The organism is Streptomyces pseudoechinosporeus, assembly GCF_054783935.1.
In genome coordinates, this window is sequence record NZ_BAAGPS010000009.1 from 211,324 (window position 1) to 232,962 (window position 21,639).

Sequence of the window (21,639 nt, forward strand, 5' to 3'; positions counted from 1 at the left end):
CGTCCGCGCCACCGGCGTTGTCAGTGGTGCGCCGTACGGTGGGGCGCATGAACAGCCATGGGCAGAACGAGCAGCGGGTGGTGTGGGCCGTCGTCGGCAGCGACATCGGTCCGCTGCTGCTGGCCGCGACCGGCGAAGGTTTGGTCAACGTCGTCTTCCACGCCACGGACACGGTGCGCGGCAAAGCGCTCGACCGGCTGCAGTCCCGGCTTGGCGCCGAGCCTGTCGAGGCACCCGACTCCCCACTGCTGGCCGAGGCGATACGCCAGGTTCAGGCGTACTTCGCGGGCGACCGGCACGACTTCGAGCTGCCGCTGGACTGGTCTCTGATCTCCGGCTTCAACCGCCAGGTGCTGCACGAGCTGGCGTCCGGCGTTCCGTACGGGACGGTCGTGGGGTACGGCGACCTGGCCGGCCGGGTGGGTCAGCCGGGCGCGGCGCAGGCCGTGGGCATGGCCATGGGCGCCAATCCGCTGCCGATTCTCGTGCCGTGTCACCGGGTCGTCGAGAGCGACGGCGGCATCGGCGGCTTCGGGGGTGGCCTGGAGACGAAGCGGAAGCTGCTTGCGCTGGAAGGGGTGCTGCCGGAGCCGTTGTTCTGAGGGTGTCCCGAGTTCGGGAGAGGGGGGAGACTGCGCCGATGACCACATCCTTCGCGCGTGCGCACACATCCGACGCGGCGGGTTCGCCATGAGCGCCGTCGAGCGGCAGATCGCCGTGCCCGTTGACGCGGACGGGCTGTCGGCTCTGCGGCGCCGTACATCCGCTGTGCTCATCGCCAGTCAGATCCTGGGCGGACTGGGCGTCGCCATCGGTATCGCGCTCGCCGTCGTACTGGCCGAGGACATCAGCGGCACGGAGTCGCTGGCGGGACTCGCGCCCACCGCGACGGTCACGGGGACGGCGGTGCTCTCGGTGCCGCTGGCGGCGCTGATGACCGCGCGCGGTCGCCGCCCGGGACTCGTCCTGGCCTATCTCATCGGTGCCCTGGGCGCGGGCCTCGTCGTGATCGCCGCGGCCGTCGGCAACTTTCCGCTGCTGTTGCTCGGCATGGCGGCTTTCGGCGCGGCCTCGTCGGCGAATCTGCAGGCACGCTTCGCAGCCGCCGACCTCGCCGAGCCCCAGCGACGGGCCCGGGCGATCTCGAACGTCGTGTGGGCGACCACGATCGGTGCGGTCCTCGGTCCCAACATCGCCGCGCCCGCGGGGCGCAGCGTCTCCGGGCTCGGCATACCGGAGGAGGCGGGCCCCTTCCTGTGGGCGGCCGGGGTCTTCCTCCTCTCGGCGCTCCTGGTCGCCGTGCTGCTGCGGCCCGACCCGTTGCTCACTGCCCGCGCGCTTGCACCGGTCGAGGAGCAGTCCGCCGAGGCGCGCTCCATACGGGCCGGGCTGGCCGCGGTGCGGGCCTCGGCGCGCGCCCGTCTCGCCCTGGTGACGGTGGCCGTCTCGCACACGGCGATGGTCTCGGTCATGTCGATGACACCGGTCGACCTCGATCACCACGGCGCGAGCATCGATCTGATCGGGCTGGTCATCAGCGGCCATATCGCGGGCATGTACGCCTTCTCGCCGATCATGGGGCGGCTGTCGGACCGGCTCGGGCGCCTCTCGGTGATAGGCCTCGCCGTGGGGCTGCTGGCCTGCGCGGCACTGCTCGCGGGCACCGCGGGCGGCAGCCACTGGCAGAGCGCCGCCGGGCTCTTCCTGCTGGGCCTCGGCTGGTCGGCCGGCCTCGTCTCGGGCTCCGCGCTGCTCACGGACTCTGTGCCCCAGCCCACGCGCGCCGCCGCGCAAGGGCTGTCAGACCTGACCATGAACACCTCGGCGGGCATCGGCGGCGCGGCAGCGGGCCTGATCGTCGCGCAGGCGGGCTACGGCTGGCTCAACCTCATCGCCGCCTGCCTGCTGCTGCCACTCGGCGCGCTGGCACTGTTCACCCGGGGCAGGCGCAAGGTGGACACGGCGATATCCGAAGCACCTCGAACACCTCGCGACACCGACGGCTGAGGGGTGTCCACGCGCGCGCGGACACCCCTTTCCCCTACCTGAGATACCTGAGAGCTACTCGTAGTGCCGTGCCTCGAAGACGTTTCCGTCCGGGTCCCGGAAGTAGAAGCTGCGCTTGGCCATTCCGCGGGCGCCGAACGCGTCGTACGAGAAGTCCGAGACGGGGACGGACCGCTCCTCGAGACGAGTGCGGAGCGCGTCGAAGTCCTCACCGGGGAGGGACAGGCATACGTGGTTGACCGGGTGGCCGGCGCTTTCTGCCGCCCCGGGGACGGCGTCCATGCGCGCGGCCAGCGGCAGGGGCGCGAGGTCGAAGATGGTCTCTTCATTGAGGCGTACGGAAGGGAACGATGCCGTCCCCGCGGCGAATTCGGTGACCCTGAGGGGCTCCATGCCGAGCGTCTTCTCGTAGAAGTCGGCCGAGGCGACGGGGTCGCGCACCCAGAGGACGACGTGGTCGAGACGTATCGAGTTGTCCGTCATGCCCCCAGGCTGCTGCCCCCTTCCGGGCCACCGCAAGGGTTTGGCCACACGTGCCGCCCGCCAGGAATGATGGGGAGAGCCGACAGACAGGAGGCGCGCGCGTGCTGGTGGTGTCCGAAGAGGTACGGGAGGCGCTCGCCGCGCACCGGCCGGTGGTGGCCCTGGAGTCCACGATCATCGCCCATGGGCTGCCGCGCCCACGCAATCTCCAGGTGGCGCTGGAGCTGGAGGAGGCCGTACGCCAGGAGGGGGCCGTTCCCGCGACGATCGCCGTCCTGGACGGGCAGCCCCATGTGGGCCTCGACAAGGAGCAGTTGGAGCGGGTCGCGAACGAGGACGGCATCCGCAAGCTCGGCCATCGCGATCTGCCGCTCGCCGTCGCCACAGGAGCGAGCGGGGCGACCACGGTGTCCGCGACGGCGCTGCTGGCCGCACGTGCGGGCGTCCGGGTGTTCGCGACGGGCGGCCTCGGTGGCGTGCACCGGGAGTGGACGGTCACCCAGGACGAGTCCGCCGACCTGGGGCTTCTGGCACGTACCCGGATCACGGTGGTGTGCGCGGGCGTGAAGTCCATCCTGGACGTGCCGGCGACCCTGCAGCGCCTGGAGACCCTGGGCGTCGCGGTCGCCGGGTACGCGACGGTGCGCTTTCCCGGCTTCTATCTGTCCGACTCGGGGCATCCGGTGGACTGGACGCTTCAGTCACCCGACGAGATCGCGGCTGTCATGCGCGCACAGGACGCGCTCGACGGGCCCGAGTCGGCCCTGATCGTCGCGAATCCGGTGCCCGAGGCGGAGCAGCTCGATCCCGAGCTCCACGCACGCGTGCTGGCCGACGCGCTGCACGCGTGCGAGGCGGAGGGCGTGACCGGCCAGGCGGTCACGCCGTTTCTGCTCGACTATCTGGTCCGGCACACGGACGGGGCGTCGCTGAGCGCCAATCTGGCGGCCGTACGCGGCAACGTACGGCTCGCGGGGCGGATCGCGGCGGCCTGGGCCGGGGCGTGACCGGGGCGGGCGAACCCGTGATCGGGGCCGGCGAGGGCATGAGGGAGCCGAGCCGGGACGCGACGAGCCCGTTTCGTCGTGACGGCGCTCTTCTTGTCGTCGGCGACGTCGTCACGGACGTCGTCGCCCAGTACCGCGGACCGCTCGCCTCCGGCACCGATACAGCCGCCGCCATCCGGACCGTGCCCGGCGGCGCGGGCGCCAACGTCGCATGCTGGGCGGCCCATTGGGGCTGTGCTCAGGTGCGGCTCCTCGGCCGGGTGGGCGCCGACTCCGCCGCGTGGCACGAACGGGAACTGACCGCTTCAGGGGTGCGTCCTCACCTGGTCGTAGATCCCGCGGCGCCGACAGGCACGGTGATCTGCCTGGTGGACACAGGCGCTTCGGCGGAGCGTACGTTCCTCACGGGCAGCGGCGCCTCCCTGCGGCTCGACCCCGACGACTGGTCGCCGTCGCTGCTCGACGGCGTCGCGTGGCTGCACCTGTCGGGTTACCTGTTCTTCTCCGAGTCGTGCCGGGCGCTGGTGGCGGTGGCTGTGGAGTCGGCACGCGCGCGTGGTGTGCCGGTGAGTGTGGATCCCGCGTCGGCGGGGTTCCTCACGGAGCTGGGCGTGGATCGTTTCCTCGCGCTTGCCGAGGGGATCGACGTACTGCTGCCGAGCCGGGACGAGGCCTGCCTGCTCACCGGGCTGCCCGATCCGGCGGACGCGGCGGCCAAGTTGAGCCGCCACGCCTCGCTGGTGGTGGTCAAGCAGGGCGGCGCCGGGGCTCTGGTGGCCGAGTCGGGCACCGTACGGGATCTCGTCCCGGCGACGCCCGCGGCTCCCGTGGACACGACGGGAGCCGGGGACGCTTTCACCGGCGCCTTCCTGGCCGCTCTGCTCTCGGGCAGCCGGCCCGGGGAAGCGGCGGCGGAGGGGTGTCGGGCGGGGGCGCTCGCGGTGGAGCGGGTGGGCGGGAGGCCTCAGAGGGGCACGTGACGGCCGTCCCCTGCCAACTCCCGCTCCCGGGTTACGCCTTGCGCCCCCACGCCGAGATCAGCGGTGCCGTGGCCAGGTCCGTGGCGCCCGCCGCCACGTTCGCCAGGTGGCGGTCGATGTCCTGGTCCGTGACGAGGCCCGCCGCGACGAGCCGGGCGCGGATCTGCCGGATCGTCGCCGATTCCAGAACGGCGCAGGCGGGCGAGGTGATGGGGAAGTACGCGTCGGCCTCCACATGTTGCAGTCCGGCCTCGCGGAGCAGCCGCGGGAGCCGACGGCCGTACGCGAGGTCGGCGCCGCGCTCGGCGAGCAGTTGGCGGAAGGCGTGGCGCAGCCGGTTGGCCAGTTGCTGCTCGGTGCCGCGCTCATCGGGCCAGAGCAGCGGTTGCAGTGCGGGATCGGCGTCCTCGACCAGGAGCCGTCCGCCCGACCGTAGGGCCTTGATCATCGAACGCAACGCCCGTTCCCTGTGCGGTACATGGGACAGTACGAGCCGGGCGTGCACGAGATCGAAGCCGTCGCCCGGCGGCTCGTCCACGCCCACGTCGTGCACGTACACCTCGACCGGCGGCCGGGTGGCCGAGGCCGCCCACGAGGTGTCGATGTCGGTCGCGACGACCCGTCCGGTGGGGCCGACCTTCTTGGCCAGCCAGGACACCACGGATGTGCCGCCCGCGCCGACCTCCCAGCAGCGCCAGCCGGATCCGATGCCGAACTGCTCGATGTGGCGGAACGTCGTGGGGTCGAAGAGTGCAGCGAGGGCGTCGAAGCGCTGCCCCGCCTCGGTCTGCCGGTTGTCGAGGAGATACCCGTCAGTTCGCGTCATGCGGCAATCATCCCAATTGTTCGGCTTATCCGCGACGGGTGACGCTTCCGTCGGCGGTACGCCAGAACTCTCGGAGCGGAATGTTCCGTTCCCACAGGCTTCCCCCGCCATCGAAGCAGCCTGGCAGACTGGCCGCGGCAAGGCGCAGAGTGCGGCGCGAGGAGATCCACACGAGGAGATTCCAGATGTCGATGGCAGGGAATCTGCGGAAGGTCACGGGCCTGGGCAGGGTCGGCGGCCTTCGCAGGGTGGCGCGGTTGACACGGCGGCGTACCCGTGTGGACCTGAGTCACCCCGCCCGGTCCCCGCTGGGCTCCGCGGTGGTGAACTGCGTGGCGTACGAGGACGGGACGAGAGTGCCCGGCGGTCGCGATCTCGTCGAGACGGTGGAGCAGGTCAGCAAGGCCGGCGACGGCTTCGTCTGGCTCGGGCTGCACGAGCCGACGGAAGCGGAGTTCGCGGGCATCGCCGAGCTCTTCGACCTGCACCCACTGGCGGCCGAGGACGCCGTGGACGCCCATCAGCGCCCCAAGCTGGAGCGGTACGGCGAGACGCTGTTCGCGGTGTTCAAGACGGTCTGCTACGTCGATCACACCGAACTGACCGCGACCAGCGAGGTGGTGAACACCGGCGAGATCATGGTGTTCGTCGGCCACCACTTCGTGATCACGGTGCGGCACGGCCGGCATGGTTCGCTGGGCCCGCTGCGCGAGGAGCTGGAGGCCGATCCCCAGCAGCTCGCCAAGGGACCGGCCGCGGTGCTGCACGCGATCGCGGACCATGTGGTCGACGACTATCTGAACGTCACCGACTCGGTGCAGGCGGACATCGACCAGGTCGAGACGGATGTGTTCGCGGAGAGCGGCGCGCGGGCCGACCCCGGGCGCATCTACCAGCTCAAGCGTGAACTCCTCGAGCTGAAGCGGGCGGTGGCGCCCCTGAACCGCCCGCTCATGGATCTCGCCACCCGGCCGATACGGGTGGTCGATCCGGAGATACAGGCGTACTTCCGGGACGTCTCCGACCATCTGCTGCGGGCGACCGAGCAGATAGCCGCGTTCGACGAGCTGCTCAACTCGATTCTGCAGGCGCACCTCGCGCAGGTCAGCGTCGCGCAGAACGAGGACATGCGGAAGATCACGGCATGGGCGGCGCTGATCGCCGTGCCGACGATGGTCTGCGGTGTCTACGGCATGAACTTCGAGCACATGCCGGAGCTGCACTGGAAATTGGGCTACCCCATGACGCTCGGTGTGATCGCCACTGCCTGCTTCGTCCTGTACCGGGGCTTCAAGCGCAACGGCTGGCTGTGACACCAGCCGTGACGCACCTCGTCCGACACGGCCGGCCGGACGAGAGCGCGTTCCCGGTGGCGGCGGGATCCCGGCGTCAGCGCGTGGCGGTCCTCGCGTAGACGCTCTCGGCCCAGTGCGCGAGCTGATCGTCCGTCAGATGCGCGGCCAGATCGGCCTCGCTGATCATTCCGACCAGACGCTTGTTCTCGATCACAGGAAGGCGGCGGATCTGGTGCCCCTGCATTTCGCCGAGCACTTCGCTGACATCGGCGTTCGCGTCGATCCAGCGCGGTGTGCCCTTGGCCATCTCGCCCGCGGTGACGCGTGCCGGGTCGTGCCCCATGGCCACGCAGCCGACCACGATGTCGCGGTCCGTGAGGATACCGCAGAGCCGTTCGTTCTCGTCGCTGATGGGCAGCGCGCCCACATTGAGCTCGCGCATCAGCTGGGCAGCGCGGTCCAGGGTCTCGTGGGCGGGGATCCACTGGGCACCGCGGTGCATGATGTCTCCGGCAGTGGTCATGAAGTACCTCCCGATGCCGGCGGGCCGGCGCGGCGCGGGGACGCACCGCTAGTCCCGGCGCCCTACATTCTCGCCGGGCGGGAGGCGATACGCACCCGCAAGTGCCCGGATTCCAGCGGCGCGGTTCTTGCACAAGTGGTCCGGAGCCGCTCGCCGAGGTCAGGGTCAGCCGTTCCATGCCGGGCGGCGCGGGTCGTCTGCGCGCACAAGGATGTCGGCCGTGTCGCCCGGGGCCACCTCGCTCTCGTAGCGCTCGTACACGGGAAGCGTCCAGTGCTCACTTTCGGGGGTGCGTCGATGCAGGGCGCCCGGGGAGAGGCGTACATGGACGGTGAAGTCGAACGGGAACCAGTGGCGTAGAAGCAGCGGGCCGTGCAGCAACAGCAGGGCGCCTGGCGGGAGTTGGACGTAAGGGCTGCGGGTGGCGCGGTCGGCGACCGGATCCCAGAGGTCGGGCAGGACGCGGCCGTCACCACCAGGGTCCAGCGGGCCGAAGACCTCGCGCCACAGGGCGCCCGTGTCGAACCAGCCGTCGTAGTACGCCTCCACGTCCTGGTGACCGTGCTCGAACCGGAGCGACGCGGGGCGCAAGAAGCCCTCCGTGCCGACGACGAGGGCAGACCGGCCGCGCAGGCGCAGCGCTTCGGCCACGCGTTCGGCGAGCTCGCCGGGGTGGGCGGCCGGTGCTCCGTCGAAGGCGATACGCGGCCAGGGGCTGCCGTCGTCCGGCTTCAGGTCGAGGAACCGCTCGGCGAGGAGGTCGCCGAGCCGTTCCCAAGTGATCGCTTCGAGTCGCACAGGGCCATGATGCCGCGCGGGCGAAGGCGGTCGGGGAGGGGCGGGGTGGCAGGGGGTGGGGAGGGGGCGGGGCCCCAAGAGCAACGAGCGGGCCACGTAGAACTCGCGCCGAAGAGGGAAGGAACCGCATATGGCGCCCAAGACAACTCCCCCGCAGCACAGCGAGCTTCTCGTCATCCAGCCGATCAGGAATCGGCACTGTGCCGAGTGCCGGGGCGGGCCGCTCGAGATGCTGGTCATGGAGAAGGGGGAACCGCACTGTCTCGACTGTGCCGATCTCGGGCATCTAGTGTTCCTGCCGCGGGGCGACACGGCGTTGACGCGGAGGGCGCGTGAGGGGAGCGCGTTGTCGGCGGTGGTCGTACGGTTCAGTCGGCGGCGCAGTCGCTACGAGCGGCAGGGAGTGCTCGTCGAGGAGGAGGCGCTCGCTCGGGCCGAGGAACGGTGCCTGGCGGACGCGGAGGCGCGGGAGAGGCGCCGGGATCGGGACGCGCGGCGGCGGGCCGCGGAGGATGTGCGGTTCACGGAGGCGTTCGCGGCGGAGATCGCGCGGTTGTTTCCGGGCTGCCCGGCTGATCGGGCTGCCGCGATCGCCGCGCATGCCTCGGTGCGCGGGAGTGGGCGGGTGGGGCGTAGCGCGGCTGGGCGTGCGCTGTCCGAGGACGCGGTGGTCTCGGCGGTCCGTGCGGCGATCCGGCACGCGGACACGCCGTACGACCAGCTGCTCATGAGCGGCGTGCCGCGCCATGAGGCCCGCCGCCGCATCGCCTCCACGGTCGAGGAGACGGTCCGGGCCTGGCAGGGCGACGCTGCGCGCGCGTGAGCGCGGCGGAGCCGCAAATTGACAGCCCCGCGCCCCCAGCGGAGCGCTTCGCGTATGTCCCCGAGCCCCTCGGCCATGGTGACCCTGGTCGTACGGGCTTTCACTTGTGGTGACAGGGAGTGCCGGGCAGGATCTTCGAATATGCGGGAGTTGCCATGATCGATGGACCGTACTTCGTACTGACGGTGCTGGGTGTGCTCGGTACGGGGCTGGTGGCCGGAGTCTTCTTCGGGTTCTCGACCTTCATCATGAGGGGACTTGCCGCGCTGCCACCGGCGCAGGGCGTGGCCGCGATGAAGTCGATCAACGTGACGGTGTTGGCGCCGGCCTTCATGATCGTGTTCGTCGGGTCGGCCGTGCTGTGCGCGGTGCTCGCGGTGGTCACGTTCGTGCTGTGGCCCGACGAGGGCACGGTGGAGTTGCTGCTTGGCAGCGCGCTGTATTTGTTCGGCTGCTTCGGGGTCACGATGGTCGCGAACGTCCCGCGCAACGAGAAGCTGGTCACGATGGACCCCGGCACTCGGGAGGCCGCCGCGTACTGGTCCTCGTACGTGAGCGAGTGGACGATGTGGAACCACGTCCGCACGGCCGCGTCCGCCGCTGCGGCGATCTCGTACGTCCTGGCTCTCGCCTGAGGCGGAGGCGCATGCGCCGGCGCGCACCCTGAGGCGTGCGCGCCGTGGGCGACGTATCGTGGCGGAAAGAGTCTGCCGCAAGGCCCTACGCGTCCGCCCCGGCCCGCCGCCCCGGCCCGGAGGCCGGATGCCGTACGGGCCCCGTTCGCGTAGGTAAGGGAAGACGGCCATGGCCGATCCCAAGGGTTTCCTCAACGCCTCCCGTGAGGACTGGCCACGCCGCCCCGTCGAGGAGCGGGTCCGTGACTGGGACGAGGTGTACGTCCCCGGCGCGCTGCTGCCCATCATCCGCACGCAGGCGGACCGCTGTATGGACTGCGGCATCCCCTTCTGCCACGAGGCCTGTCCGCTCGGCAATCTGATCCCCGACTGGAACGACCTGGTCTCGCGCGACGACTGGCGCGCGGCGAGCGACCGACTGCACGCCACGAACAACTTCCCCGAGTTCACCGGGCGGTTGTGCCCCGCGCCCTGCGAGGCGGGCTGCGTGCTGGCGATCAACCAGCCCGCGGTCACCATCAAGAACGTCGAGGTCGCGATCGCCGACCGGGCCTGGGAGGAGGGCTTCGCGCCGCCGCGACCGCCGGACCGGCTCTCCGGGCGTACGGTCGCGGTGATCGGCTCGGGACCTACGGGCCTTGCCGCGGCGCAGCAGTTGACGCGGGCCGGGCACACGGTCGCCGTGTACGAGCGGGACGACCGGCTCGGCGGGCTGATGCGGTACGGGATACCCGAGTTCAAGATGGAGAAGCGGCATCTGGAGCGGCGGCTCGAGCAGATGCGGGCGGAGGGAACCAAGTTCCGTACGTCGACGGCCGTCGGCCGGGACATCGATGCCGCCGGGCTACGGGCCCGTTACGACGCCGTCGTGCTCGCCGTGGGTGCCACGGCCTGGCGTGAACTGCCCGTGCCAGGGCGTGAGTTGGACGGGATACACCAGGCGATGGAGTATCTGCCGTTGGCCAACCGGGTGTGCGAGGGGGATATGGAGGCCTCCCCGCTGTCCACGGCCGGCAAGCATGTCGTGATCGTCGGAGGCGGCGACACCGGTGCCGACTGTCTGGGCACGGCGATACGCGAGGGCGCGGCGTCCGTGACCCAGCTCGACATCTACGCGCTGCCGGGCACGGAACGCGACGAGGACGCCGAGCCATGGCCGACGTACCCGAAGATCTACCGGCTGTCGGCCGCGCACGAGGAGGCCCGCGAGCTGCGGACGGCGCCCTCGGCGGACGCCGACGCACGGCTCTTCGCGGCGTCCACGCTCCGCTTCACCGGCGATGCGAATGGGCATGTACGCGCGCTGCACCTGGTCGAGGTCGACGCCGAGCGCCGGCCCGTCCCCGGCACCGGACGCCGACTCGCCGCCGACCTCGTCCTGCTCGCCCTCGGATTCTCCGGCCCCGACCGCTCCGACGGTCTCGTCGACCAGCTCGGCCTCGGCCTCGACCCCCGTGGCACGATCGCCCGTGACGCCGACTTCGCGACCAACGTCCCCGGTGTGTACGCCGCCGGGGACGCCGCGCGCGGCCAGTCCCTGATCGTGTGGGCCATCGCCGAGGGCCGGGCGGTGGCGGCGGCGGTCGACCGCCAACTGACGGGGAGTTCGCGGCTTCCGGCGCCGATTGGGCCGTACGACCGGCCGATGAGGGTGTGAGACACCAGGGACAGGAGCGTCAGCGTTCGTCCGTGCCCGCCACCTTCCCCGTCGACAGCGCGATCCGGTTCCAGGTGTTGATCGCGAAGATCAGCGCCAGGACCTGGGCCAGTTCCTGCTCGTCGAACTGGTCGGCGGCCCGCGCGTAGACGTCGTCCGGGACACCGCGGTCGGCCACCAGCGTCACCGCCTCTGTCAGGGCGAGCGCCGCCTGTTCCCGCTCCGTGAAGAAGTGGCGGGCCTCGCGCCACACCGCGACCATGTGCAGCCGGTCCTCGCTCTCGCCCGCCTTGCGCGCGTCGTTGGTGTGCATGTGGAGGCAGTACGCGCAGTGGTTGAGGTGCGAGGCGCGGATCTGGATCAGCTCGACGAGGGCGGGGTCGAGCCCCTCGCGGGCGGCGGCGTCGAAGCCGATGAGGGCCCGGAAAGCCTTCCGGGCCGACTTCGCGAAGTTGAGGCGAACGTTTTCGGCCACCGCGGCCCCGTTCGCCACCTTGGTCATGTCCATCGTGTTCGTCGCGTTCGTCGCGTTCGTCGTCATGACCACGAAACTACGGCCCGGAAAGACCCTCTGTAGGGTTCATTTTCATGGTGGAATCGTGGGTCAATTCTGCGGAACGCATCGGTGCCGACCTGCATCTGGAACTCGAACTGTCGGGCCAGGGCGGCCGTCGGGCCGCCCTCATCCGCGCCCTGCGCGAGGCCGTACGCAGCGGCCGTCTCGCCCCGGGCGCCCGCCTCCCCCCGTACCGCTCGCTGGCCGCCGATCTCGGCATCGCCCGCAACACCGTCGCCGACGCGTACGCCGAACTCGTCGCCGAGGGCTGGCTGACCGCGCGCCAGGGCTCGGGCACCCGGGTTGCCGAGCGCGCCGAACCTCTGCAACACGCCGCGCGCGTACCCAAAAAGGCACCCCCACGCGCGCGTGGACCACGACACGACCTGCGGCAGGGCACCCCGGACGTATCGGCGTTCCCGCGCACGGCCTGGCTCACCTCGTACCGGCAAGCCTTGCAGCAGGCGCCCAACGAGGCGTTCGGGCCGGGAGATCCAGCCGGCCGCCGCGAACTACGGGAGGCGCTCACGGGGTACCTGGCACGCGCGCGTGGCGTACGCACCGAGCCGGGCCGGATCGTGATCTGCTCCGGTTTCGCCCACGCGCTGCGGCTCCTCTTCGGAGGCGGCGTACTCCAGGGCCCGCTGGCCGTGGAGGCGTACGGGCTGCCCTTCCATCGCGAGTTGCTGGCAGCGGCAGGCGTACGGACCTTCCCGCTGCCCCTCGACGAACACGGCGCCCAGGTCGAGGAGTTGGGCAAGGAGCGGGCCGTACTGCTTACGCCGGCGCACCAGTTCCCGACCGGCGGGCCTCTGCATCCCGCGCGCCGCGGCGCCGTGATCGACTGGGCACGCGCGCGTGGCGGGGTGATTCTGGAGGACGACTATGACGGGGAGTTCCGCTACGACCGCAAGCCCGTGGGCGCCGTTCAGGGGCTGGACCCGGAGCGCGTCATCCATATCGGCTCGGTCAGCAAGAGCCTGTCGCCCGCGCTGCGGCTGGGCTGGATGGTGCTCCCGGAGCGGTACGTCGATGCCGTACTGGAGGCGAAGGGCGAGCGTGAGGCGTGGGTGAGCGTCCTCGATCAGATGTCGCTCGCGGACTTCATCGCCTCCGGGTCGTACGACCGTCACGTGCGGCGCATGCGGCAGCGGTACCGGACGCGACGGGACCGTCTCGTCGTCGCGCTGGCCGCGCACGCGCCGCACATCGAGGTCACCGGGATCGCGGCCGGGCTCCACGCGGTGCTACGACTGCCGCCCGGAAGCGAACAGGCTGCCGTCAGGGCCGCCCACTGGCAGGGGCTGGCCCTGGACGGGCTCGCCGAGTTCCGGCACCCGGAGGCAGCCATCTCCGCGCCGGATGGCCTGGACGGGCCGGACGGGCTGGTCGTCGGTTATGCGACGCCTCCGGAGCATGCGTACGGGGCCGCGCTGGAGGCGTTGTGCGCGGCGTTGCCGTCCGGGCGACCTCCGCACTCGTACGTGTCGACATGCGCGGCGCGGACATGACGGCACAGCGGCAGTCCCTGGCCGCGCATCAACTCTGGGAACGATGCCGTGACTCGACATCCGTGCCGCTGCGCCGCGCCACGCTCGGCGAACTGGGCGACGGTCTCTTCGCCGGTGTCGTGCAACCCGCGCTCACCGACCACGACCGAATGCGGCTGCGCGGCTGCCTGGAGGACACCGGCCTGGACCGCACCCACCTCACGGTGGTCGGCATCGGCGACGCCGACGACGATTGAACCAATCCCGACGTCTCAACCAACCCCGACGTCTGAACCAATCCCTGCGACCACGTCCGGCGACAGCCGAACCATCAGGCTCACGACCAACTCCCGACCCGGCATCCGGGGTTACGATGCCAGCGCGCCCCTCGTCCCCGAGCCCTCCGGTCGCCCATGGCTGTCATTGCCCCGCCCTCGCCCCAACTCCCCCTGCCCACCGGCCGGTCAGGCCCGGACCGCTCCCGTCGGCCCCTGCGCAGAACGGCCCTCCGCACACTTGCCGCGCTGGCCCTCGGCTACTTCGCCCTCTGGGCGACCGGCGCGCTGGGCATCCTCGGGGTGTCGCTCTGGACGGGCGAACAGACTCCGCCGCCCGAGGGAACCCACGCGGTCAAGGGCATCCATCATTTCCAACCCGTGGACGCCGATGGAGAGTTGTGGCGCGGCGCCGCCCCCTCCCCCGCGGGCTACCAGGCGTTGGCGCGCCTCGGCTTCGCCACCGTCGTCGATCTGCGCGCCGAGGACCTGAGCTCCTCCCAGCTCGCCGGGCCCCGCAAGGCCGGGCTCGACGTCGTACGTCTGCCCATCCGCGACGGACAGACCCCGACGCCGGACCAGGTGCGACGTTTCCTGGACGTCGTCGGCTCGGTGCCGGGGCCGGTGTTCGTGCACTGCGGCGCGGGCGTGGGCCGTACGGGGACGATGGCCGCCGCGTATCTCGTACAGGTGGAGAAGCAGTCGCCGACGACGGCGGCCCGCCGCAACCTCGCGGTCGGACCGCCGTCGATCGAGCAGATCTACTACGCGCTGAACCTCAATCGGGACCATGCGGAGCAGCCGCCGTTCCCGGTGGTCGCGCTCAGCCGCCTCGTGGACGCACCACGCCGCATGTGGTCGTACCTGTAGGGATCAACTGAACACCAAGGCAGGGAAACCCCTCAATAAGGAACAGGGACGACAGAGGCGGCATAAAGGGCAACGAATAAGGGGCAACTGACAACGGAGTTGGTGAACAAGAGCCTCAAGACAGCAGGAAGTCCGCCTCTCCCGCCTTGGCGCCCTGAATGAACGCGGTCATCTCGCCGGGGGTGTAGATGAGGGCGGGGCCGTCCGGATCCGCCGACTGACGGACCGCGATACGGCCGTCGGCGAGCTTCATCGCCTCCAGGCAGTTGCCGCCGTTGCCCCCGCTCCAGGGCTTGTGCCAGCCTTCGCTGCCCAACTCCCGTGCGGGCATGCCGTTGTAGATCCGCCCGTTGTGAACCCGGGACTTGATGCGATTCATTCACAGCTCCTTGCGGAGATCCAGGAGGATCTCGTTCGTGCGATGCGCTGTGGCGGCCTGCGCCGCCATGCGGTCCATGACCTCGAGATGGGTGGCCACCTCGGCACGCGCGTCCAGATAGACGGCGCCGGTCAGGTACTCGCTGTAGACCATGTCCGGAAGTTCGGGCATGGCGAATCGGAAGAGCACGAAGGGCCCGTACGTACCCGCGTGCGGCCCCGAGGAGAACGGGGCTATCTGCAGCGTCACGTTCGGCAGTTTCGTGATCTCGAGCAGCTTGTCGATCTGGGCGCGCATCACCTCGGGGCCGCCGACGGGCCGGCGCACGGCCGTCTCGTCCATCACGACCCAGAACCGTGGCGCGTCCTCACGCGTGAGCAGCTCCTGGCGCTGCATGCGCAGCGCCACATGACGTTCTATGTCCTCGGGTCTCGTCTGGCCGATGGCGCCGGATTCCATGACGCCATAGGCGTACTCCTCGGTCTGCATCAGTCCGGGCACGAAGTGGGGTTCGTAAGAGCGGATGAGGCCGGCCGCGCCCTCCAGGCTGACGTACATCGAGAACCAGCCCGGCAGGATGTCGTGGAACCGCTGCCACCAGCCGGGTTGGTTGGCCTCCTCGGCGAGGGTGACGAAGGCGTCGGACTCCTCGCCGGAGACGCCGTACGCCTTCAGCAGAAGCTGGAGATACGGGATCTTGAGGGCGACCTCGGCCATCTCCATGCGGCGGACGGTGGCGGCCGTGACGCGCAGTATGCGCGCCGCCTCCTCGCGCTTGAGCCCCGCGCGCTCCCGCAGGTCCAGCAGGCGCCGTCCGAGGACGACCTGCCCGACCGTCGGCGCGGACCGTGGCTCACTCACGTCCACCTCCACATAGTCCTGAACAGCCCGGGCGGCGCCCGGTGGGTATCCGGCGAGTACCCAACAGACGCCGCGTCACGTGCTGTTGCGATGCAGTGTGCCATGGTCCCCTCAGCCCGGAACACTGCACTCTGAAATTTTCAGAGTGACTCTTGCCAAGTGTTCACGACGGGGAGATAGTGGCAAGCGTGACTCCGCCTTCGTCGTTAAGAGCAGACGCCGCTGACGCCGCCGGGAACCGGTTCGGTCTCGGCGCCGCCGATGCGGCTGCCGAGCGCCGGTTTCGTTTCGAGCTGGCCGCGCATCCGGGTTCCGCCGCGCAAGCCCGGCGCCTTACGCGCGCCCGGCTTTCGGGGTGGGCCGTCTGTGAGGACACCTGCGACACGGCGGAGCTGGTCGTCTCCGAACTGGTCACCAACGCGGTCGTGCACACGGCGAGCCGCCAGGTGGTGTGCGAGCTGCACGACGGCGACGACCGGGTGCGAATAGCCGTACGCGACGAGGGGTGCGCGACGGGTGAGCCCCACCCTTCGCCACAGCGCCCCGAGGAGGAGCACGGGAGGGGATTGCTTCTCGTCGCTGCGGTGTGCAGTGCCTGGGGCGCCCAGGATTCCGGACCCGGACTGCTGGTCTGGGCGGACCTGCCGCGCTCGGCGAACAACGGCGCCGAGCCGCGGTCGGACCTGGGCTGGAGTGCGAGGAGCCGGCCGGCCCCAGCCGGCTCCTCGCGAACCGGCTCTGCCTTGACCGGGTCGGACGGCCCTTCGGCAGGGCACTGGTTCTGAATCGTTTCGAAGACGTTCGAAAACTTGAGAACGGACGGGGCTGAATGGGTGTGAGGGCTACGTCGGCCGGGGTGCCTCGGGTGCTTCACCTGGACACGCTGGTTCGTCTGCGGCATTCACTGCGGGCACCGTCCGAGGCGGGGGCGTTGCGACGGCTCGCTGTGCCGGAGGGTATGCGGGCGCCGCTCGGCTGCGACGCGGTGGCGATGCCCGCGCGATTCGGCCCCCCACTGATGTCCCGGCTACCTCGCGTCGGCTGCGTATACGCCGACGCTTCCCAGTGGTGGTGGCTGCTCCCGGCCGACTCCGACGTCTCCCTGGAGTGGCCTTCGCCCACGCACTACGCGACGGGGGCGGTGGTCCCGGGCTCACCCGCGCTTCCTCTCCCGGACCTGATCCACAAGCCGGACAGCACACTTCCGTACACGCCACCGATACCGCTGTATCTGGCGCTGTGCCGGGTTACGGGGACGGCGCCGGTGTGGTCGCGGGTGGTTCGCGCCTGATAGGCGGTTGGGCGGCTGTCGCGCCCCTTAGGGGCGCGGGGCTGTGTCAATGTGCGGCTCCGCCGCGATGGGGGTCCCCCCGCTCATGGGAGTCCCCCCGCTCGAGCGAAGCCGAGAGTGGGGGAGCGACAAGCCACAACGAACCCCGCACCCGCCAACGAACCGACCCCACCACCCCCGTAGGTACCTGCTCAACCGCCGGAGGCATCCGGCACAACCACCAGGAACGCATCCGACGTCAGGTCCATGACCACCTCGGCCTGCTGCCCTTCCAGGCGGCACGCCTGTGCGAACTCCTCCGCCGGCCACGAACCACGCGGCCCACCAGCCGGAAAGCGCCCAAGCACTGTTCGCCCGTTCACCTTGCACCTCCATGTAGCGCTGCTCCCGTAGAAGCGCTGTTCTCCTAGAGTTAAACGCCAACCATGGGGGAAATGGATCGCTGAGTGACCGTACTGAGACGTAGCTGACACTCGGTTACTGCCTCAATGTGAGTGATCTCTCAGCTTTCGTGACGTTTCGTGTCAGTCTTCGCACTCGTAGTGATATCGGACCCTTTCGCTGCCCGCAGGCGCCCCAGCGCTGACGCCCGCCCCTCAGGCGTCGTACTCCTGGATCTTCCTGCCATGGCTCCGGTCGAGCAGCGACGGCATCCGTTCCGCCAGCTCACCCACGATTCCCGGCACATCGAGCGTCAGCAGCTCGCGGTCGCGCATGAGGACCCGGCCGTCGACGATCGTCGTGCGTACGTCGCTGGAGCGGGCGCTGTGGACCAGGGTGGCGGGGAGGTCGTGGACGGGCTGGGTATGCGGGCTGCTCAGGTCGACGAGGATGATGTCGGCCTTGCGTCCCGGGGCGAGGCTGCCGATCTGCTCGCCGAGTCCGACCGCCCGCGCGCTCTGCAGCGTCGCGTGATGCAGGGCCTGCCGCGAGGTGAGCCAGCGCGGGTCACCCTCCGTCGACTTCTGCATCAGCGCGGTGAGGGCCATGGCGTCCCACACGTCCAGGGAACTGTTCGAGGCGGCCCCATCGGTGCCGAGCCCGACGGGGATGCCGAGTTCCCGCAGGGCGCGTACCGGTGTGGTGGTGGGCCAGGCGAACTTGAGGTAGCCGCGGGGTGCGCTGGCCACGGCGACGCGTCCCGTGGCGCCGGCGAGGACCGGCAGGTCGCGCTCCACGATGCCCGTGCCGTGGGCGATGAGCAGGTCGACGTCGAGGAGCCCGGCGCCCTGAAGGATCTCGATCGGTGTGCGGCCGTGCCGGGCCAGACTGGTGTCGGTCTGGTCGCGGTTCTCGGAGGCATGGATGTGCACCAGCAGATCGTGCTCGCCGGCGAGTTGAGCGGTGGCGGCGAGGTCGGCGTCGTCGACGGTGTACGGGGCGTGCGGGGCGAGCGAGGTGGTGATGCGGCCGTTGGCTGCGCCCCGCTGTCGTAGCGCGAAGTCCAGTGACCGCTCGCGGCCCTCGGTCCCCTGCGAGGAGAAGTAGGCCTCTCCGAGGTTGGCGCGCATCCCGCACTCGGCCACCACGGCGGCGACGGTGTCCATGGAGAAGTAGTGGTCCGCGAAGCAGGTGACACCGCCCCGGATCATCTCGGCGCAGGCGAGCCGCGCGCCCAACTCCACGTCCTTGTCCGTGAGGTTGGACTCGATGGGCCAGATGACGTCGTTGAACCACTCCTCGAGCGGCAGGTCCTCGGCGATACCGCGCAGCGCGACCATCGGTGCGTGCGTATGGCAGTTGACCAGGCCGGGCATCGCGATCTGGCCGTGCGCGTCGATGCGTTCCGTCGCGGGGGTGTCATCCGGGTCGTCGGTCGTCACGGTCTCGATGAGTCCGTCCCGTACGACGATGGTGGCGTCCTCGACGAAGTCGATCTGTTCATGATCGTCGTGCACGAGGGCGGTGCACCCCGTGATGATGAGATCGGCGGCGTTCTTCGCGTCGGGCGATGTCATCACGCCACGGTACGACGGGGTCGTGCCGCCGGGTGAGGTGAACCGTGCATCCGGTCCTTGCCCTGTCGCCACAAGGGTTCGGCGCGCACTCTGGCGTCACCGATCCACGTCACCTCTCGACCGCACCTTTCGACCGGCAGCGCTCCCCGGAAGGAGCCCGGCATGCTTCTCGGCACCTGGAATCTGGAGAACCTGTATCGGCCCGGCGGCCGGTTCGGCCCGAGGAACGAGGCCGCGTACAAAGCGAAGCTCACCGCCCTTGCCTCGATAATCACGGACCTCGACCCCACACTGCTCGGTGTGCAGGAGGTCGGCGACCCGGCGGCGCTGTGGGATCTGGCCGACATGCTGGACGGCGACTGGCACATCGCGCTCTCGGAGCACCCGGACGGCCGTGGCATCAGGGTCGGTTTCCTCGGCCGCCCCGCACTGCGGGTACAGGCCGACACGAACGCCTTTCCCGCACCACTGCGGCCCGTGCAGGGTGACGACGACGGGGAGCCGGTAGATCGTACGGGCCGCGGTTTCCTGGCGGTGGAGATCGCCATGGGCGCGATGACCCTGACGGTGGCGGTGTGCCACCTGAAGTCGAAGCTGCTGACGTATCCGGGCGGACGGTTCCAGCCGCGGGACGAGGCAGGGTCGGATCATGCTCCGGTGTGGGCGCGAATACGGGTGTGAAGCTACGGGTGTGAGAGCGGCTTCCTCGGATCAGGTACGCAGGTTCATCAGGCGCTCAGGTTCAGCGGGTTCCCCGACCGGCCGTCCTCCGAGGTGAGCCCCGCCCGCTCCCGCTGCTCGACGAGTTCGTCGAGCAGGGTGGCGAGGCGTTCGGTGTGCTGAGGGGTGAGCCGTCCCGTGTCGTCGAGGTGGACGGCGCAGGCGGTGGTCGTGTCCACGAGGCGTTCGAGCGTGGCCGCCACCTCGTCGGTGCCTTCCGTGTGCCGTGCCAGGGTGGGGAGTTCGGCGGAGGCGCGGTCGATCGCGGCGCGGGCCTCGGCCAGCGTCCGATAGGCCTCGCGGCGCAGGGCCCAGCGCGCCGCCCGGTCGTCGGTCCCGCTCAGCACATGCGCCAGGTACGCGTGCGCCGCGTCGGCCGCCTGCCCCAGCCGGGCCCGTACGTTCCCGCCGCGCTGCCCCGGCGCCGGCAGATGCCCGACGAGCAGCACGATCGCGCAGGCCAGCAGAGTCTCCCCGATCCGGCTCCAGGAGGCCTGCGGTTCGCCGCCGACCATGACGAGCGAGAGCACCAGGACAGTGACGACGGCGGTCTGGGCGGCGAAGTGCCGGGTGGCGATGGGGATCAGGGCACCGCTGATCGCCACGACCGCCACGAGCCCTCCCGGCTGAGGCAGCAGGGCCGCGAGCCCCGCGAAGAGGACGGCACCGAAGACGGTCCCCGCCGCCCGGTTCAGTACGCGCGAGACGAGCGGCCCGAGGTCGGGCTTGACGAGGAAGACGGCGGTGGCCGGGAGCCAGTACCAGTGCACATGGTGCAGCGCCTGCGCGACGGCGGCACTCGCGCCGAAGCTCAGCGCCACCCGGAGCCCGTACTCGCGGCCTCCGGCGCCGGTGACCGTGCGCAGGAGGGCCTTGGTGCGGAGGGGACGTATGTGCAGACCATGGCGCGCGGTCTGCTGGGCACCGAGGTCGATGGGCCCGCTGGAACCCTTGGGGGCACTCTTCCCGCCACCCCGGTCGAAGGCCTCGGCCGCGTGCAGCAGCGCGTCGTCGAGGGCCCGCAACCCCGGTACGGAACGGGCGGGCGCGGGCAAGGGCCCACAAGCCTCCCCCGTCCGTACGGCGACAGCGAGCCGTCGCGGCCCCTCCGCCGCGCGCGCGGGCAAGGCGTCTCCGGCCCAGGCGAGCGCGGTCGCGGCCTCGGCGAGGGGCAGCGCGGCGGCGTACTGCGCCCGCAGCCGCCGCTCGGCCGCGGAACTGGCGTACCGCCGCAGCCGCGGCCCCCCGAGCGCGTCCTGCGCATGATCGAGCGCGGCGGTCAGCGCGGCGCGCCGGGCCATGGCGTCCTCACCGCCCACGGCGGCGAGCAGCGCGGCGACGGCGTCGTACACGGAGGCGACGGCTTCCCGTTCCCCGTCGAAACGGAAGTCACTGACCAGGGCCCCGGGTGTCGGCAGCACAAGCCGCAGCACGATCAGCCAGACCGCACCGCCGAGGAAGAACAAGGCGCGCTGCCACCCAGCTTCGGGCAACGGCATCCCGGCCCCCACGGCAGCGGCGACAAGCAACTGCGTCCCGGCTCCGGAAGCCACCGGCCCCACAGCACTGACAGCCCCGCCCACCAGACCGAGCCCGGTCAGCCCCAAGGTCAGCAGCACCGCTCCGGCCTGCTCACCGAGGTACGTCCCCAGGTACAGTCCCGCGGCCCCGGCGAGCGTCGGCACCCCGAGCCGCCTGATCGACGACCTCCGGCTCCCGGGCCGGTCGTTGATCCCGGCGAGCATGGCGCCGAGGGCGGCCACGACTCCGATGGAGGGGCGGTCGACGAGGACGGCCACGAGCAGCAAAGGACCGGCGGCCAGCGCTCCCCGTACGACCGCGCTCCAGGGCACGGGCCCTCGCTGGGCGCGCAGCGCATGGGCGAGCCAGGGAGGCAGAGCAAGGGCGGGGTGGGACACGGGGCTCCTGTCAGTACGAGGGCGGGGGTGTGCCTTCGGGCGACGTCGGCCGGGCGGTGTTGTGTGGTGCCCACGGTAGATCGTGGTCCTGGAGCGAATGCAACTCTCGCATTTCAGCGAGGTGACGGATGGCTGGGAGGCCACGTTCTTTATGAACGCAATCCGGGTCTACGGCGGTTGGAGCGGGCCCCGGAGTGTAGGCGATGTGCGCGAACGCGGTGGTAGGCGGTGTGCGCGAACCAGAGGGTGGGCGATGTGCGCGCAAAAAGGAGCGGACCCGGGGGCG

General features: G+C 70.7%; 22 protein-coding genes and 1 pseudogene. 14 read left to right on the forward strand and 9 right to left on the reverse strand.

Annotated elements, in window-relative coordinates; genetic code table 11:
• Nucleotides 1–47 precede the first annotated feature (47 nt).
• The gene (locus ACYVO6_RS12530; RefSeq protein WP_461061369.1) at nucleotides 48–602 is read left to right on the forward strand and encodes a methylated-DNA--[protein]-cysteine S-methyltransferase; all 555 of its coding nucleotides are present in this window, start codon (nucleotides 48–50) and stop codon (nucleotides 600–602) included.
• An 88-nt stretch (nucleotides 603–690) separates the two neighbouring features.
• Nucleotides 691–2,007 carry an MFS transporter gene (locus ACYVO6_RS12535; RefSeq protein WP_461060403.1) on the forward strand — a complete coding sequence of 439 codons (1,317 nt, stop codon included), beginning with the start codon at nucleotides 691–693 and terminating at the stop codon, nucleotides 2,005–2,007.
• Between the two features lie 54 nt (nucleotides 2,008–2,061).
• On the opposite strand, the gene ACYVO6_RS12540 is transcribed toward ACYVO6_RS12535, so the two are convergent.
• Complete coding sequence (locus ACYVO6_RS12540) at nucleotides 2,062–2,490, reverse strand: VOC family protein (protein ID WP_352378877.1); 429 nt, start codon at nucleotides 2,488–2,490, stop codon at nucleotides 2,062–2,064.
• A 101-nt stretch (nucleotides 2,491–2,591) separates the two neighbouring features.
• Between ACYVO6_RS12540 and ACYVO6_RS12545 the strand changes: the two genes are divergently transcribed.
• Both ACYVO6_RS12545 and ACYVO6_RS12550 read left to right on the forward strand, forming a co-directional pair.
• Complete coding sequence (locus ACYVO6_RS12545; protein ID WP_461060405.1) at nucleotides 2,592–3,497, forward strand: pseudouridine-5'-phosphate glycosidase; 906 nt, start codon at nucleotides 2,592–2,594, stop codon at nucleotides 3,495–3,497.
• Nucleotides 3,498–3,535: 38 nt separating this feature from the next.
• A complete protein-coding gene (locus ACYVO6_RS12550) occupies nucleotides 3,536–4,477 on the forward strand; it encodes a carbohydrate kinase family protein (protein ID WP_461060407.1) in 942 nt (313 codons plus the stop codon).
• Between the two features lie 31 nt (nucleotides 4,478–4,508).
• Here the strand turns inward: ACYVO6_RS12550 and ACYVO6_RS12555 are convergent, their stop codons facing one another.
• The gene (locus ACYVO6_RS12555) at nucleotides 4,509–5,303 is read right to left on the reverse strand and encodes a methyltransferase domain-containing protein (protein ID WP_461060409.1); all 795 of its coding nucleotides are present in this window, start codon (nucleotides 5,301–5,303) and stop codon (nucleotides 4,509–4,511) included.
• A 185-nt stretch (nucleotides 5,304–5,488) separates the two neighbouring features.
• On the opposite strand from ACYVO6_RS12555, the gene ACYVO6_RS12560 reads away from it, so the two are divergent.
• A complete protein-coding gene (locus ACYVO6_RS12560) occupies nucleotides 5,489–6,616 on the forward strand; it encodes a magnesium and cobalt transport protein CorA (RefSeq protein WP_461060410.1) in 1,128 nt (375 codons plus the stop codon).
• A 76-nt stretch (nucleotides 6,617–6,692) separates the two neighbouring features.
• Here the strand turns inward: ACYVO6_RS12560 and ACYVO6_RS12565 are convergent, their stop codons facing one another.
• On the reverse strand, nucleotides 6,693–7,121 hold the full coding sequence (locus tag ACYVO6_RS12565; protein ID WP_461060412.1) for a CBS domain-containing protein: 429 nt from the start codon (nucleotides 7,119–7,121) through the stop codon (nucleotides 6,693–6,695).
• Nucleotides 7,122–7,286: 165 nt separating this feature from the next.
• Complete coding sequence (locus ACYVO6_RS12570) at nucleotides 7,287–7,919, reverse strand: nucleoside/nucleotide kinase family protein (RefSeq protein ID WP_461060414.1); 633 nt, start codon at nucleotides 7,917–7,919, stop codon at nucleotides 7,287–7,289.
• Nucleotides 7,920–8,049: 130 nt separating this feature from the next.
• On the opposite strand from ACYVO6_RS12570, the gene ACYVO6_RS12575 reads away from it, so the two are divergent.
• The 3 genes from ACYVO6_RS12575 (at nucleotide 8,050) to ACYVO6_RS12585 (ending at nucleotide 11,034) form a co-directional block, all read left to right on the forward strand.
• On the forward strand, nucleotides 8,050–8,742 hold the full coding sequence (locus ACYVO6_RS12575) for a DUF2293 domain-containing protein (RefSeq protein WP_461060416.1): 693 nt from the start codon (nucleotides 8,050–8,052) through the stop codon (nucleotides 8,740–8,742).
• A gap of 155 nt (nucleotides 8,743–8,897) precedes the next feature.
• Entirely contained in the window at nucleotides 8,898–9,377 is a 480-nt protein-coding gene (locus ACYVO6_RS12580; RefSeq protein WP_461060418.1) for an anthrone oxygenase family protein, read from the forward strand.
• A gap of 169 nt (nucleotides 9,378–9,546) precedes the next feature.
• Nucleotides 9,547–11,034 (forward strand): glutamate synthase subunit beta, encoded by a 1,488-nt coding sequence (locus ACYVO6_RS12585; protein ID WP_461060420.1) that lies wholly within the window; start codon nucleotides 9,547–9,549, stop codon nucleotides 11,032–11,034.
• Between the two features lie 19 nt (nucleotides 11,035–11,053).
• On the opposite strand, the gene ACYVO6_RS12590 is transcribed toward ACYVO6_RS12585, so the two are convergent.
• On the reverse strand, nucleotides 11,054–11,575 hold the full coding sequence (locus tag ACYVO6_RS12590; RefSeq protein ID WP_461060422.1) for a carboxymuconolactone decarboxylase family protein: 522 nt from the start codon (nucleotides 11,573–11,575) through the stop codon (nucleotides 11,054–11,056).
• A 47-nt stretch (nucleotides 11,576–11,622) separates the two neighbouring features.
• Between ACYVO6_RS12590 and pdxR the strand changes: the two genes are divergently transcribed.
• From pdxR to ACYVO6_RS12605, 3 genes are all read left to right on the forward strand, one after another.
• Nucleotides 11,623–13,101 carry a MocR-like pyridoxine biosynthesis transcription factor PdxR gene (gene pdxR / locus ACYVO6_RS12595; RefSeq protein ID WP_461060424.1) on the forward strand — a complete coding sequence of 493 codons (1,479 nt, stop codon included), beginning with the start codon at nucleotides 11,623–11,625 and terminating at the stop codon, nucleotides 13,099–13,101.
• Nucleotides 13,083–13,337 carry a hypothetical protein gene (locus ACYVO6_RS12600; RefSeq protein WP_461060426.1) on the forward strand — a complete coding sequence of 85 codons (255 nt, stop codon included), beginning with the start codon at nucleotides 13,083–13,085 and terminating at the stop codon, nucleotides 13,335–13,337. Before pdxR ends, ACYVO6_RS12600 begins: the two co-directional genes overlap by 19 nt.
• A gap of 156 nt (nucleotides 13,338–13,493) precedes the next feature.
• Nucleotides 13,494–14,225, forward strand: coding sequence for a protein tyrosine phosphatase family protein (locus tag ACYVO6_RS12605; protein ID WP_461060428.1), 732 nt, complete (start codon nucleotides 13,494–13,496; stop codon nucleotides 14,223–14,225).
• Between the two features lie 115 nt (nucleotides 14,226–14,340).
• Here ACYVO6_RS12605 and ACYVO6_RS12610 read toward each other — a convergent pair whose 3' ends face one another.
• Together ACYVO6_RS12610 and ACYVO6_RS12615 are read right to left on the reverse strand one after the other, a co-directional pair.
• Nucleotides 14,341–14,604: a DUF397 domain-containing protein gene (locus ACYVO6_RS12610; protein WP_165268161.1), complete on the reverse strand. Its 264-nt coding sequence runs from the start codon at nucleotides 14,602–14,604 to the stop codon at nucleotides 14,341–14,343.
• A complete protein-coding gene (locus ACYVO6_RS12615; RefSeq protein ID WP_461060430.1) occupies nucleotides 14,605–15,465 on the reverse strand; it encodes a helix-turn-helix domain-containing protein in 861 nt (286 codons plus the stop codon).
• Nucleotides 15,466–15,644: 179 nt separating this feature from the next.
• Here ACYVO6_RS12615 and ACYVO6_RS12620 point away from each other — a divergent pair, with 179 nt between their 5' ends.
• Nucleotides 15,645–16,250, forward strand: coding sequence for an ATP-binding protein (locus tag ACYVO6_RS12620; protein WP_461060432.1), 606 nt, complete (start codon nucleotides 15,645–15,647; stop codon nucleotides 16,248–16,250).
• Between the two features lie 44 nt (nucleotides 16,251–16,294).
• Nucleotides 16,295–16,756, forward strand: coding sequence for a hypothetical protein (locus ACYVO6_RS12625; protein ID WP_461060434.1), 462 nt, complete (start codon nucleotides 16,295–16,297; stop codon nucleotides 16,754–16,756).
• Between the two features lie 596 nt (nucleotides 16,757–17,352).
• Here ACYVO6_RS12625 and ACYVO6_RS12630 read toward each other — a convergent pair.
• Nucleotides 17,353–18,714: an amidohydrolase gene (locus tag ACYVO6_RS12630; protein WP_461060436.1), complete on the reverse strand. Its 1,362-nt coding sequence runs from the start codon at nucleotides 18,712–18,714 to the stop codon at nucleotides 17,353–17,355.
• Between the two features lie 162 nt (nucleotides 18,715–18,876).
• Here ACYVO6_RS12630 and ACYVO6_RS12635 point away from each other — a divergent pair.
• Nucleotides 18,877–19,350, forward strand: a pseudogene (locus ACYVO6_RS12635) (endonuclease/exonuclease/phosphatase family protein); the annotation flags it as partial.
• Between the two features lie 92 nt (nucleotides 19,351–19,442).
• On the opposite strand, the gene ACYVO6_RS12640 reads toward ACYVO6_RS12635, so the two are convergent.
• The gene (locus ACYVO6_RS12640) at nucleotides 19,443–21,353 is read right to left on the reverse strand and encodes an FUSC family protein (protein WP_461060438.1); all 1,911 of its coding nucleotides are present in this window, start codon (nucleotides 21,351–21,353) and stop codon (nucleotides 19,443–19,445) included.
• Nucleotides 21,354–21,639: the final 286 nt, after the last annotated feature.

Bases quoted from the DNA above. Each gene is read 5' to 3' on its own strand.
- ACYVO6_RS12625 (WP_461060434.1), top strand. From the start codon at position 16,295: ATGGGTGTGAGGGCTACGTCGGCCGGGGTGCCTCGGGTGCTTCACCTG.
- ACYVO6_RS12535 (WP_461060403.1), top strand. From the start codon at position 691: ATGAGCGCCGTCGAGCGGCAGATCGCCGTGCCCGTTGACGCGGACGGG.
- ACYVO6_RS12555 (WP_461060409.1), bottom strand. From the start codon at position 5,303: ATGACGCGAACTGACGGGTATCTCCTCGACAACCGGCAGACCGAGGCG.
- ACYVO6_RS12575 (WP_461060416.1), top strand. From the start codon at position 8,050: ATGGCGCCCAAGACAACTCCCCCGCAGCACAGCGAGCTTCTCGTCATC.
- ACYVO6_RS12565 (WP_461060412.1), bottom strand. From the start codon at position 7,121: ATGACCACTGCCGGAGACATCATGCACCGCGGTGCCCAGTGGATCCCC.
- ACYVO6_RS12580 (WP_461060418.1), top strand. From the start codon at position 8,898: ATGATCGATGGACCGTACTTCGTACTGACGGTGCTGGGTGTGCTCGGT.
- ACYVO6_RS12590 (WP_461060422.1), bottom strand. From the start codon at position 11,575: ATGACGACGAACGCGACGAACGCGACGAACACGATGGACATGACCAAG.
- ACYVO6_RS12600 (WP_461060426.1), top strand. From the start codon at position 13,083: ATGCGCGGCGCGGACATGACGGCACAGCGGCAGTCCCTGGCCGCGCAT.
- ACYVO6_RS12550 (WP_461060407.1), top strand. From the start codon at position 3,536: ATGAGGGAGCCGAGCCGGGACGCGACGAGCCCGTTTCGTCGTGACGGC.
- ACYVO6_RS12560 (WP_461060410.1), top strand. From the start codon at position 5,489: ATGTCGATGGCAGGGAATCTGCGGAAGGTCACGGGCCTGGGCAGGGTC.
- ACYVO6_RS12530 (WP_461061369.1), top strand. From the start codon at position 48: ATGAACAGCCATGGGCAGAACGAGCAGCGGGTGGTGTGGGCCGTCGTC.
- ACYVO6_RS12605 (WP_461060428.1), top strand. From the start codon at position 13,494: ATGGCTGTCATTGCCCCGCCCTCGCCCCAACTCCCCCTGCCCACCGGC.
- pdxR (WP_461060424.1), top strand. From the start codon at position 11,623: ATGGTGGAATCGTGGGTCAATTCTGCGGAACGCATCGGTGCCGACCTG.
- ACYVO6_RS12610 (WP_165268161.1), bottom strand. From the start codon at position 14,604: ATGAATCGCATCAAGTCCCGGGTTCACAACGGGCGGATCTACAACGGC.
- ACYVO6_RS12630 (WP_461060436.1), bottom strand. From the start codon at position 18,714: ATGACATCGCCCGACGCGAAGAACGCCGCCGATCTCATCATCACGGGG.
- ACYVO6_RS12585 (WP_461060420.1), top strand. From the start codon at position 9,547: ATGGCCGATCCCAAGGGTTTCCTCAACGCCTCCCGTGAGGACTGGCCA.
- ACYVO6_RS12540 (WP_352378877.1), bottom strand. From the start codon at position 2,490: ATGACGGACAACTCGATACGTCTCGACCACGTCGTCCTCTGGGTGCGC.